The 11422-nt window shown below is 56.2% G+C and carries 10 protein-coding genes; 8 read left to right on the forward strand and 2 right to left on the reverse strand.

The window, feature by feature from the left end:
* The first annotated feature begins 12 nt into the window (after nucleotides 1-12).
* The 4 genes from AB8B75_RS13250 (at nucleotide 13) to AB8B75_RS13265 (ending at nucleotide 4463) form a co-directional block, all read left to right on the forward strand.
* The gene (locus AB8B75_RS13250; protein ID WP_405362907.1) at nucleotides 13-1170 is read left to right on the forward strand and encodes an FIST N-terminal domain-containing protein; all 1158 of its coding nucleotides are present in this window, start codon (nucleotides 13-15) and stop codon (nucleotides 1168-1170) included.
* Nucleotides 1171-1172: 2 nt separating this feature from the next.
* Entirely contained in the window at nucleotides 1173-3371 is a 2199-nt protein-coding gene (locus AB8B75_RS13255) for a PAS-domain containing protein (RefSeq protein WP_405362920.1), read from the forward strand.
* 82 nt (nucleotides 3372-3453) lie between these two features.
* The gene (locus tag AB8B75_RS13260; RefSeq protein ID WP_405362909.1) at nucleotides 3454-4113 is read left to right on the forward strand and encodes a hypothetical protein; all 660 of its coding nucleotides are present in this window, start codon (nucleotides 3454-3456) and stop codon (nucleotides 4111-4113) included.
* Nucleotides 4110-4463 carry a hypothetical protein gene (locus AB8B75_RS13265; RefSeq protein ID WP_405362911.1) on the forward strand — a complete coding sequence of 118 codons (354 nt, stop codon included), beginning with the start codon at nucleotides 4110-4112 and terminating at the stop codon, nucleotides 4461-4463. The genes AB8B75_RS13260 and AB8B75_RS13265 overlap by 4 nt, the downstream gene beginning before the upstream one ends.
* A 57-nt stretch (nucleotides 4464-4520) precedes the next feature.
* Here the strand turns inward: AB8B75_RS13265 and AB8B75_RS13270 are convergent, their stop codons facing one another.
* A complete protein-coding gene (locus tag AB8B75_RS13270; RefSeq protein WP_405362913.1) occupies nucleotides 4521-5333 on the reverse strand; it encodes a quinoprotein dehydrogenase-associated SoxYZ-like carrier in 813 nt (270 codons plus the stop codon).
* A 122-nt stretch (nucleotides 5334-5455) separates the two neighbouring features.
* Between AB8B75_RS13270 and AB8B75_RS13275 the strand changes: the two genes are divergently transcribed.
* Nucleotides 5456-6499: a quinoprotein relay system zinc metallohydrolase 2 gene (locus tag AB8B75_RS13275; RefSeq protein ID WP_405362914.1), complete on the forward strand. Its 1044-nt coding sequence runs from the start codon at nucleotides 5456-5458 to the stop codon at nucleotides 6497-6499.
* 9 nt (nucleotides 6500-6508) lie between these two features.
* On the opposite strand, the gene AB8B75_RS13280 is transcribed toward AB8B75_RS13275, so the two are convergent.
* The gene (locus AB8B75_RS13280) at nucleotides 6509-7129 is read right to left on the reverse strand and encodes a hypothetical protein (RefSeq protein ID WP_405362916.1); all 621 of its coding nucleotides are present in this window, start codon (nucleotides 7127-7129) and stop codon (nucleotides 6509-6511) included.
* A 168-nt stretch (nucleotides 7130-7297) separates the two neighbouring features.
* Here AB8B75_RS13280 and AB8B75_RS13285 point away from each other — a divergent pair, with 168 nt between their 5' ends.
* The 3 genes from AB8B75_RS13285 to AB8B75_RS13295 all read left to right on the forward strand — a co-directional run bounded on the left by AB8B75_RS13285 (nucleotide 7298) and on the right by AB8B75_RS13295 (nucleotide 11211).
* Nucleotides 7298-8410, forward strand: coding sequence for an S-(hydroxymethyl)glutathione dehydrogenase/class III alcohol dehydrogenase (locus AB8B75_RS13285; RefSeq protein ID WP_405362922.1), 1113 nt, complete (start codon nucleotides 7298-7300; stop codon nucleotides 8408-8410).
* Nucleotides 8411-8506: 96 nt separating this feature from the next.
* Nucleotides 8507-8965, forward strand: coding sequence for a (2Fe-2S)-binding protein (locus AB8B75_RS13290; RefSeq protein ID WP_405362917.1), 459 nt, complete (start codon nucleotides 8507-8509; stop codon nucleotides 8963-8965).
* Nucleotides 8966-8967: 2 nt separating this feature from the next.
* Nucleotides 8968-11211 (forward strand): molybdopterin cofactor-binding domain-containing protein, encoded by a 2244-nt coding sequence (locus AB8B75_RS13295; RefSeq protein WP_405362918.1) that lies wholly within the window; start codon nucleotides 8968-8970, stop codon nucleotides 11209-11211.
* Nucleotides 11212-11422: the final 211 nt, after the last annotated feature.

Genomic DNA, 11422 nt, shown 5'->3' on the forward strand with positions numbered 1-11422 from the left:
GGAAAGTTCCAGATGCGCAGTACGCGTCCCAGTCCTACATGCGTGACCGTGAGCATGTCGCGTGCTGTGGGCGAAGCCGCGGCCGCACGAAATGCTGCAATAGAAATAGATCTTGAAGAAACCTGCTTTGTATTGGCGTTTGTACCTGGCGGATGGGACTGCGCTGTTGTTGCTCAGACTTTGGATGACATCCTCGGGGGTCTGCCCGTCTTCGGTTGTTCAACGGCCGGGCAAATCACGACGCAAGGCTATGAAACCGAAGTTCTTTTGTTAATGGCTTTTCCCAAGGCGCATTTCAGATGTGCGTCTGTTTTGTTGAAACCGCTCAAACCGCTCTCGACCACGACAATTGCCACACAAGCGCAACGCCACGAACGGAAATTTCAGCACACAGCAGGTTGGCATCGGCTGGGTCTGATTTTTTCTGATGGTTTGACAAAACAGGAAGACATTCTGATTTCGACCTTGGAAACAGTTCTCGGGGACCTGCCAATTTTTGGTGGTTCGGCCGGCGATGGTTTGAGGTTTGAAAAAACCTTTGTGTTGCACCAGGGGCAAGTACACCAGAATTCCGCAATGCTTTTGCTTTTGGAAACGGATTTGCCTTTTCAAGGCGTCGGCTGCGATCACTTTCTACCGGCAGGAAACAAGGTCGTGATCACGGATGCCGACCCAGAAGAACGCAAGGTGTTCGAGATCAATGGGGCTCCGGCGGCGTTAGAATACGCGCGACTTGTTGGCTGCGCCGTAGAGGATTTGTCACCGCTGATCTTCGCTGAAAATCCGATGCTGATTGAATATAAAAACAATCATTATGTGCGCGCAATCTCGGATGCGGATGAGAACGGTGCCTTGTCGTTCATGGCGGCAATCGATGACGGTCTCATAATGACCTTGGGGCAGGGTCAGGAGATCATCAAAACCTTGCAAACGGGATTGAGGATACGGGATGAAAATGGACGCAGTCCGGATTTCATTCTTGGGTTCGACTGTGTTTTGCGCAAGTTGGAGATTGAACAAAAACAACTTGGCCGAGCGGTGTCCGACGTTTTGGGCGATGCGCGTGTTTTCGGGTTCAATACATACGGGGAGCAACACTGCGGTCTGCACATGAACCAGACGCTTGTCGGCGTGGCGTTTTTTGAACCTGAACACAGGAACCTTTATTGACAATGATCGATCCCAATGATCCGCCTCAGGTGCAGGTTGAGAAGCAGGCAAAGATCATTGATGCGCTGATCCGCCGGGCCAGTCGTCAAAAGGACGTAGGCCCGTCGGCTTACCGGGCTTTTCAGTCAGCAATTGATTTGCAACAAAAAGTTGCTGCGCAAACGCTGGAACTAGAAAGCGCGCGTTTTGAACGCGAGCGAACTCGAAAGACACTGGCCGAAGCGCTCGCGTCGATGGAAGAGGGACTTGCACTTTTCTCTGATGGCAATCTGAACATATGCAACGGTCTTTTCAAAGGGCTTTTGCCTGACATTTCAGACAGCATCGAACCAGGGCTGACGCTTGCCGCGTTTTTCGAGCTAATGGGTGGCAGTAAGTATTTGATTTCGACCGATCGAAAACTGCCCGACGTCCAGGCTGCGCTGGAAAGCAGTCGAAATGCTGGATCGGTGGTGTCGTTGGTGGCCGAAGTGTCGCGTGACAGATGGTATCAGATGAGCGCGCAGCAGACCTCGCCCGAGAACACCGTGCTGTTGCTCACCGAGATCACCGCATTGGTGCGCAACAACCGGCGCGAAAAAGAGCATTTAATCGACCGGCAGGCCGACTACCTCCAAGCTGTCTTTCAAAACATGACGGCCGGTGTCTGCACCTTTTCAGCTTCGGGTGAAGTGATGATGCAGAACGGTCGTTTTCGCGAGATCCTCGGCGTGCCTTTGACGGTTGTGCAGCCTGGCACATCCCTGCAGGAGCTGCTGGATTTCATGCGCATACGCTCGCTGATTGCGGATGATGCCTGGAAGCAAACCGATGCTTGGCGGAAAGAGCTGAGCAAGACGGGGTCACTGAGAGCGCGCGTTTCTCATGGGGCCGATCGGGTGTTGGACGTGCAGGCCAATGCTCTGCCAGACGGGGGCTTTCTGGTCGAACTCAAAGATGTCACATTTGAAACACGCTCTACAGAAATGCTCGAAAACCGGGTGATGGAACGCACCGCCGAATTGACTCGCGCCAACGCGAATTTGACGGAGCAATATGATGAAAAAGCACGGGTTGAAGAAGAATTGCGTGTGGCCAAGGAACGCGCGGAAGCAGCGGTTTCGTCTAAAACCCGTTTTCTTGCCGCAGCAAGCCATGATTTGTTGCAACCGATCAACGCTGCGAAACTGTTGATTTCCTCTCTCGAGGAAACCACGCGCGAAACGCATTTCCGTCCCATTGTGGAGCGGTTGGAAGGTGCATTCACATCTGCTGAATATCTACTGCATTCCCTGCTGGATATCTCGCGACTGGAAAGTGCGGATCCCGATGCGGTCTCGGCAACGGATGTCAGCCTGCAAACCCTGATGGAAGGTGTGAAGGCGGACCAGGCGCTTATGGCGGCCCAAAAGCGCGTACAATTGGATGTGGTGCCTTGTTCGTTGATTGTGCGCTCTGACCCAGTTTACCTGTTGCGTTCCATTCAAAACTTGGTGGTCAATGCGATACAGTACACGGGCAGCGGCGGGCGCGTGTTGTTGGGGTGTCGCCGCAGAGGCAGACGGGTGGTTCTGGAGGTCTGGGATACTGGCATTGGCATTTCTGCAAAAGATCAATTGCGGGTTTTCGATGAGTTCGCGCGTGCAGATAATGGCACCATTGGCACTGGTGTGGGCCTTGGCTTGTCAGTTGTGGACCGCGCCTGCCGTTTGCTGGGCCACAAATTGCAGGTTAGATCGATGCCGGGACAGGGATCAGTGTTCAGCATCGAGATGGATGTTGTGGCAACTGCAACTCCAATCCCGATGCCGCAAGGTCCGATTGAGGATACTTTCAATGGGTCGTTGGAGTGCATTGTTCTCGTCATCGAGAACGATAAGGATGTCCTGTATGGCGCGACTCAACGGCTTGAACTTTGGGGTGCAAGCGTGTTGCCCGCACAATCGATTGCAGAAGCACTGATGCACGTTGCCGATATGGGCATGCCGCCGGATATTATTCTGGCAGATTACCAGTTGGATGGGGGTGAAACGGGGGTGCAAGCGACGCAGGAAGTGCGTGCGGCCTCCGGCGGTCATATTCCCGCGATTTTGATCACAGCGGATCAAAGCGAAAAGGTCAGACAGCTGGGAAGTCAAAACGATATGTCGGTTCTGACCAAACCAGTGGATCTGGCCCGGCTGCCGCCTCTTATTGATTGGAAAATCCGCGCGCACGCATGAGACAAGGTACGCAGTACATACAAAAGTCGGCGGTGACAGTCTGGGACGTCACCCCCAAACTCTAGTCTGGGAGGACACCGCTATGATTAAGTTACCCGTTATTGGGCTGGTCGCCGCATTGTATGCTGGCGCGGTCGTCGCATCACCGATTGATGGTGAGCAGACATACGACATGCTGTTTCGGAACGGTACGCTGGACCAAATAGACCGCGGCGCTGAGCTGGTCTACCGGCGGGCAGTTACCAATACGCTTAAACCGGATATGGCCAGCCGCGACACCGGGGACATCGCCTTGAGTTTTCGAGAGGGTGAAGCACCCGTCGCACTGTTAGAGTTTCGTCAAGATGGCAAACATCGCTCACTGGGGACTTTTCCGGCAAGTGTCGGCAATCCGATGATTATGTATTTCTATGAAACAGTTGTCCGCGATATGGCCGAGGCCGCCGGGGGCAGCCCATTCTACATTAGAAATCGCGTCAAAGATGCTCTGATCCAATCCTCTGATATCCAAGAGGGTGAAGCTGTTATTGCTGGAAAAACCGTGCCTACACAGACCATCGTGATGTATCCTTTTGCAGAGGATCCCAACCGCGATCGAATGCAGGGCTTTGGGGATCTGGAGTTGCGCGTGACAATGTCTGAAGCGGTGCCCGGTTGGTACATGAGTTTTGTAGCGGAAGCTTCACAAGGGGAAGTTTATCGATCCGAGTTGGCTTTTGACCGGCTTGATGAGACGCAATGAGACACTTGATTTTGGCAACCGCTGTTCTTCTAACGCAACCGGTTGGCGCGATGGCGCAATCTGTGGCACAGCGGCTCAATGATTATCCGACTGCAGCACGTGCGGATTACGTTTTCGCCTGTATGGTGACAAACGGGCAGACCCGGGAAATGCTGGACCGCTGCTCTTGTTCTATCGATGAGATCGCAGCTATTCTGCCCTATGAAAACTATCTGCAAGCGGAAACCGTCTTGTCGATGCGGCGCGTAGGTGGCGAACGGATGTCGTTTTTCAAAAGTGCGGCCATGGCGGAAAATATCGTCGCCGATCTGAGACGTGCGCAGGCAGAAGCAGAGATCGTCTGTTTCTGAACGACGGCGCTATATCATGTAGCAGCAGTTCCTTCGGAGGAGCGATTGTATGTGTCGTCAGCCGCTTACAGATTTAGGCAGTTCGTTTTCAAAACTATTGCCATCCGTGTCAGTTGCTTTGACAGTCAATGAGGTCGTTCCGTTGTCGTTGTAGGCAAACCGGAACACGGGATTTTCGGAGATCGAAATGCCGCCGTCCATGGTGAAGAGCAATTCATCCCCTTGCCAGACTTCCAGGTGATCAATGAAATGAGCCGGAATAAAAAGCTGGGTCACCTGATCACGCTGTAATCCGGAATAATTCGGATGACGGATCATGATCTGCGCCTCACGGCGAGGCGTTGACATCTGCGCGCTGTTGTCGAAGGTGCGCAGCTTCATCTTCCCCATGTCGGCCAGCGCCACCTCAGGATCTTTGGTCGCAGGCGCCGAACAGCCACCTGAGGCTTTCACGTATCGGCCTGTCATATGCAGCCCGTCCGGGGTTTCGGCAATCACACGCACGTTAGAGTATTGGTTCACCCTGACGCGCAATTCAAAGTCCAGCGCGCCCATCGCCGGCGAGAATCCGAAAACGGCTGCGACTGGTGCGGGGTTTTCATCCACCACAACTGTGGCGGCGGAGATGGTTGTAGACGGGTCTGTCTGTTTCAACACAATCGGTACCGTAGCTGCATCATGGGCACGGTAAGGGGCGTCAATTGACAGCAACCCCTCTGCGGTTCCGATAGCGACTTCACCGACCACATCACCGCGCAGGTCATTCCAGGTTTCGCTTTCCGTAAGCGGATTTTTCACCGCATCGGTTGCCCAGGCCGGACCCGAAATCAACGCGGCAAGCGCAGCTGCATGCACAAGTTTAAAGGTCATTCCTGTCTCCTCCTTCACTGGAATGCATCTTTATCGCACAAAAAACAGCAAAAGAATACACATACCAAAGGGGGATTGGGGCTCACGTTTTCGTGTGAAAGAATGTCTGAGAGGGGGCAACCATGTTTGAAGCCGTTATTGCATTATGCATCAGCCTTTCTGACGGGCCATGCCGAGATCACCTTTTGCCCGGTTACGAAGCGACCACGCAGGCGGAGTGCATCACAAGTTTGGAGGCGCGCCCACCAGATCTGAAAGTGTTTGAAGGGTTGGCGGTTCAAAGCGATCCAAACTGCACCGAGGCTGGCGAGACCTTGCGCGTCGTTGAAATTGCTCCAGGCGTTTTCGTGCACATGGGTGCTGTAGAAGAACCTGACCATTCGAACCGTGGTGATGTGACAAATCTGGGCTTTATCGTCGGAGACACTAGCGTTGCGGTGATTGACACCGGAACGGCGCGCTGGATGGGTGAGGCGCTGTGGCGATCCATACGTCAACGTACAGACAAACCCGCCACCCATGTCGTCCTTACGCACATGCACCCTGACCATGTTCTGGGCGCTGGTCCTTTTGTCGAGGCCGGAGCCAAAGTCATCGGTCATAAGAATCTGTCCCGTGCCCTGTCTGACCGTCAGGCCAATTATCTTGAAAGCCTAACACGACTTGTCGGGGCCGCTGACATGCTGGGCACCCGCGCCGTTCCGGTTGACATAGCTGTTGAGGAACAGTTTGAGATTGATCTGGGCAATCGCAAACTGGTGTTTCGTGCATGGCCCATGGCCCATACTGGAAGTGACCTGACCGTGCTGGATCAGCAAACCAAGACGCTTTTTGCCGGAGATTTGGTGTTTGATCGGCATACGCCTGCATTGGATGGTCGATTGCGTGGATGGCGCGCCGTTCTTTCGGAAATGGAAAGCATTGAACTGGCGCGGGTGGTACCGGGGCATGGCGGGCCATCATTGGAGTGGCCGTTGGGGGCAGCCCCCATGACGCGGTACCTTGAGGTACTGGAAACCGATACGCGTACCGCAATAGAAGCAGGCCAGCGCTTAGGTGAGGCAGTAAAGGTTATCGGACGGAGCGAAAAGTCGCTATGGGCGCTTTTCCAAGCCTATAATCCACGCAATGCCACAGTGGCGTTCACGGAATTGGAATGGGAATGATTGCTGGCTTCAACCCTGTTCCTGAACCACTTGTTGCAGCATCTGGGCGATGCTGAATAGACGTCGTTCCAGCAGGGTGGGCGTTTCGCACAGATAAGAAATATTGCGCTGGCGATCCGTGTAGATGACTTGATCCCAGTCGAGTTGTTCTTCGAGCGCGTCGACTCTGTCGTAGTCAGGTTCGGATTTGTCTAAAAGCGCGTCCATCTCTATCCGCGCCGTTTCGATTTGATCTGCAAGCGCGATCTGGCTCAGCGAAAAGTCTCCAATGCCTTGGATGATTCGCTCACGCCGTTTCGATAGAGTGTCGAAGACATCGGAAAATACCATTCCCAAAACGTCAGCATTGCCGTCATAACTTTGCGCAAAAGAGGACACTCGGGGCTGTAGCGTGTCCAATTCGACGCGGCGCAATGACAAATAACCGACCAATTCTGCAATATCTGATTGTTGAGCGTCGGACGCGGGACGGGCCTCCGGATCGACAGGATAGGGCCACATCAGACCCAAGGAAAGGCTTTCTACCTTGCGTTGAACGCATGGCCAAGTTGGATCAGAGAAGTCGGCCGCGGTTGCGGGCATAGCAGATGCGGTCAAAACGCAAATTGCGACGACAGTTCCGAGCTTCATTTTTCGGGTCCTCCTTGGTCAATCCAACTATGGCCAAGCATCTGCGGTCTGTCCACAAGACCCAATACCCACCATTGTCTTAGTTGTTCTGAGGGCGAGGCGACGCTCATACTCAGGTTGAATGCGGCCGTATACCAAGAGCCGTAGATTTTGGAGGACGCCTTGATGATGAAGACCCGCGCTGCTGTTGCTGTTGCTGCCGGACAGCCCTTGGAGATCATGGAGGTGAATCTTGAGGGTCCGCGTGCGGGAGAGGTTTTGGTTGAGATCAAGGCGACGGGCCTGTGCCACACGGATGAATTCACGCGATCTGGCGATGATCCTGAGGGGATTTTCCCGGCCATTTTGGGCCATGAGGGTGCGGGTGTGGTGCTGGAAGTGGGTGAGGGCGTCACAACGCTTGAGCCCGGCGATCATGTGATCCCGCTTTACACGCCTGAGTGTCGCGAATGCGAATACTGCCTGTCGGGGAAAACCAACCTGTGCCAAAAGATCCGGGTCACCCAAGGACGTGGGCAACTGCCCGATGGCACAACGCGTTTTTCCATGCTGGATGGCACGCCGATCCACCACTACATGGGCTGCTCTACCTTCGCCAATCACACGGTGGTGCCCGAGATTGCACTGGCCAAAGTCCGCAAGGACGCGCCTTTTGACAAAATCTGCTACATTGGTTGCGGGGTCACAACGGGCATTGGCGCTGTGATAAACACCGCCAAGGTCGAGATTGGCGCGCGCTGTGTGGTCTTTGGTCTGGGCGGTATTGGTTTGAACGTGATCCAGGGCCTGCGGTTGGCGGGGGCGGATCAGATTGTCGGCGTGGACCTCAATGACGACAAGGAAGAGACCGGCAAGTATTTTGGCATGACCGACTTTGTGAACCCCGCAAAGGTGGACGGTGATCTGGTGGCGCATCTGGTGGAACTGACCAAGGGCGGCGCGGACTATTCCTTTGACGCCACGGGCAATACCAAAGTCATGCGTGACGCGCTTGAATGCGCGCACAAGGGCTGGGGGGAAAGCATCATCATCGGTGTGGCCCCAGCGGGTGCAGAAATCTCAACCCGGCCCTTCCAGTTGGTTACGGGGCGCGTTTGGCGGGGTACCGCGTTTGGTGGTGCAAAGGGGCGCACGGATGTGCCCAAAATCGTCGACTGGTACATGGACGGCAAGATCGAGATCGATCCGATGATCACGCACAAACTGAAGCTGGAAGAGATCAACCATGGCTTTGATCTGATGCACGCAGGCAAGTCCATCCGTGCTGTGGTCGAGTTCTGATCGGCCGCATAGACTGTAGCTGGAACAACCTTGTGGTTGAATCGCTGTCCCCGCGTGCTAAGCTAAACGGAACAGTTTAGCGCAGGGGAAGTGTGCATGAAGCTGACGGTGAACGGTACGGTTCACGACGTGGATGTCGAAGAGGACATGCCGCTGTTGTGGGTGCTGCGGGATGAGCTTGGGATTACCGGGCCGAAGTATGGCTGCGGCATCGCCCAATGTGGTGCCTGCACGGTGCATATGGACGGTGTCGCAGTGAGATCCTGTCAGGTTGCCGCAGCGGATGTCGCGGGTGAGATCACTACGATTGAAGGCCTTGGGACTCCGCAGATCCTGCACGAAGTGCAGGCGGCATGGGTCGAACATCAGGTTGCGCAATGCGGCTACTGCCAATCGGGCCAGATCATGCAGGCCGCTTCGCTTTTGGCGCAGAATGCAACCCCGTCGGAACAGGACATCCTTGACGGGATGGACGGAAATCTGTGCCGCTGCGGGACATATCCGCGGATCCTGGCGGCCGTCAGAACAGCGGCACGCCGCTTGCAGGGAGTGTGAGCATGGCGCGTCTTGGGAAAATCGCGCGGCGCACCTTTCTTGTAGGATCAGCGGCGATCCTCGGCGGTGTCGCCTTTGGCACCTATATGTACAAACGCGAGTTGGAAAACCCTCTGGAAGCAGGCCTTCAGCCGGGTGCGGTGACCTTTAACCCCTTTGTCAAAATTGATGCGGACAGCGTCACGCTGATCACGCCGCGTGCGGATGTGGGGCAAGGGGCCTATTCGGTTCAGGCGCATCTGATTGCCGAAGAGCTGGACGTGGATCTTGATACGGTGCGGATTGAACCGGGACCCCCTTCGCGTGCCTACTACAACGGTGTGGTTGCAGCCGAAGGCATGCCCATTGCTGCAACCGCCGACAACGTGATCGCGCGTACCGGGCGCGGGGCTGCTGATGTGGTCGGTAAAATGACGGGCCTGCAACTGACCGGCGGCTCCACCACGGTGCCCGATATGTATGACCGTCTGCGTTTGGCCGGGGCGGTCGCACGAGAGACGCTGATTGCAGCGGCTGCGGTGCAAACGGGGTTGGAGGCTGCGGATCTCACAACGGATAGGGGTGCCGTGGTGCTGACCGATGGCACCCGGTTGGCCTACATTGATCTGGCCGCAACCGCCGCCGAGATCCCGGCGGTGGAAAAGGTCACGCTGCGCGATCCTTCGACGTGGCGGACGCTGGGAAAATCTCATCCGCGTTGGGACATCCGGGCCAAATCAACCGGAACCCAAGTTTACGGCATCGACATGCAGATGGAGGGGATGGTGCATGCTACAACGCGCACCAACCCAGCATTGGGTGGTGGCATTCTGGGCTTTGACGCAACCGATGCGATGGACATGCGCGGGGTGCATGATGTTTTGCCGATCACCGGTGGCATTGCGGTGATTGCTGACAACACCTGGCGCGCGTTTCAGGCGGCGCAAGCTGTCGACTGTGACTGGGGGCCTGCCCCCTATATTGGCAACACCGAGGATCAGTTTGCAGCCATTGCAGCCTCTTTCACCGATGACAAAAAAGACAGCCGGTTCAAGGACGAAGGCGATGTGGTGGGCACGCTTGATGCATCCGCAGAAGTGCTGGAGGCGGAATACCGTTTGCCTTATCTCGCCCATGCCCCGCTGGAACCGATGAGCGTTGTGGTCAAGCTCGAGGATGGGCGGCTCGACATTTGGACTGGCACGCAGATCCCCCGCTTTATTGAGACCTCCGCGGCGGCTCTTGCAGGAGTGCAAGCCGAGGACGTGCATCTGCATGTGCTGATGTCCGGCGGCAGTTTTGGACGGCGGCTGGAAGACGATTACGTCAAGCAGGCGGTCGAGATCGCGATGCAGCGGCGCGGCGTGCCGATCAAGATGGTCTGGCAGCGCGAAGAGGACTTTACCCACGATTTCCCCCGTCCCATGGCCATCGCGCGGGCGCGCGGTGCCGTGAGCGGCGGTGCGGTGGAGGCGTTTGACCTGTCGATTGCCTCCCAGTCTGTTGTTGAATCGCAGATGGGCCGTTTGGGGATGCCTGCGATGGGGCCGGATGTTACGATTGTGGCGGGGGCCTGGGATCAACCCTTTGCAATTCCGCACTACCGCGTGACGGGTTACCGCGTGCCGGAAATGGTGCCGGTCAGCTGGTGGCGGTCTGTCGGAGCGTCAGGCAACGGGTTCATGCATGAGACGTTCTTTGACGAGCTGTGTTATGCGGCGGGTGTGGATCCGCTGGCTGAACGGCTGCGGCTTTGCACACATGACCCATCGCGTAAGGTGCTTGAAGCGGTGGGAGAGATGTCGGAATGGGGAACTGATCTGGCCCCGGGGCGCGGACGCGGTCTGGCCTTTACGCTGTCCTTTGGTGTGCCGACGGCGCAGGTGGTCGAGGTGTCGGACACCCAAGGTGGTTTGCGCATCGACAAAGTCTGGGTTGCTGCTGAGGTGGGGCGCGTGCTTGATCCCGTTAACTTTGAAGCGCAGCTTTCAGGCGGTGTGATCTGGGGTCTGGGGCATGCGATGAATGCGGCATTGACCTATGAAGACGGGGTGGCGCAGGAAGACAACTTTCATGTCTTTGAGGGCATGCGCTTGCGCCAGACCCCAAAGATCGAGGTGCGCGGGCTGGAAAACAGCGACCGGATCAGAGGCATCGGCGAGCCGGGCGTGCCGCCGGCTGCACCTGCACTGGGCAATGCAATTTTTGCGGCGACGGGCAAACGGATCCGCAGCCTGCCGTTTCATGACGAAATTGATTTCAGTTGACCTGTGGGCTTGTGGCGCGCCGGGCCAGGGTCTGTCTTCGGCGGCATGGCAGGCATAGCGCGCGCGGTTAACGTTGTGGCAAAGCTGCCGCTGCGCTAGCCTGCCCAAATGCCGCGATCAAAGGAGCACCGCGATGTCCCGTCTGGCCAATCTGCAAAGCGCGATGAAAGCGCAAGACATCGATCTTGTGGCGCTGGGTCCCGGCGCGCAT

The sequence above is a fragment of the Roseobacter sp. genome (assembly GCF_045106495.1).
In the GTDB taxonomy this organism is placed as follows: Bacteria; Pseudomonadota; Alphaproteobacteria; order Rhodobacterales; family Rhodobacteraceae; genus Roseobacter.

Excerpts from the sequence above, each read along its gene's own strand:
- AB8B75_RS13250 (WP_405362907.1), top strand. The coding sequence starts at position 13 with ATGCGCAGTACGCGTCCCAGTCCTACATGCGTGACCGTGAGCATGTCG.
- AB8B75_RS13255 (WP_405362920.1), top strand. The coding sequence starts at position 1,173 with ATGATCGATCCCAATGATCCGCCTCAGGTGCAGGTTGAGAAGCAGGCA.
- AB8B75_RS13260 (WP_405362909.1), top strand. The coding sequence starts at position 3,454 with ATGATTAAGTTACCCGTTATTGGGCTGGTCGCCGCATTGTATGCTGGC.
- AB8B75_RS13265 (WP_405362911.1), top strand. The coding sequence starts at position 4,110 with ATGAGACACTTGATTTTGGCAACCGCTGTTCTTCTAACGCAACCGGTT.
- AB8B75_RS13270 (WP_405362913.1), bottom strand. The coding sequence starts at position 5,333 with ATGACCTTTAAACTTGTGCATGCAGCTGCGCTTGCCGCGTTGATTTCG.
- AB8B75_RS13275 (WP_405362914.1), top strand. The coding sequence starts at position 5,456 with ATGTTTGAAGCCGTTATTGCATTATGCATCAGCCTTTCTGACGGGCCA.
- AB8B75_RS13280 (WP_405362916.1), bottom strand. The coding sequence starts at position 7,129 with ATGAAGCTCGGAACTGTCGTCGCAATTTGCGTTTTGACCGCATCTGCT.
- AB8B75_RS13285 (WP_405362922.1), top strand. The coding sequence starts at position 7,298 with ATGAAGACCCGCGCTGCTGTTGCTGTTGCTGCCGGACAGCCCTTGGAG.
- AB8B75_RS13290 (WP_405362917.1), top strand. The coding sequence starts at position 8,507 with ATGAAGCTGACGGTGAACGGTACGGTTCACGACGTGGATGTCGAAGAG.
- AB8B75_RS13295 (WP_405362918.1), top strand. The coding sequence starts at position 8,968 with ATGGCGCGTCTTGGGAAAATCGCGCGGCGCACCTTTCTTGTAGGATCA.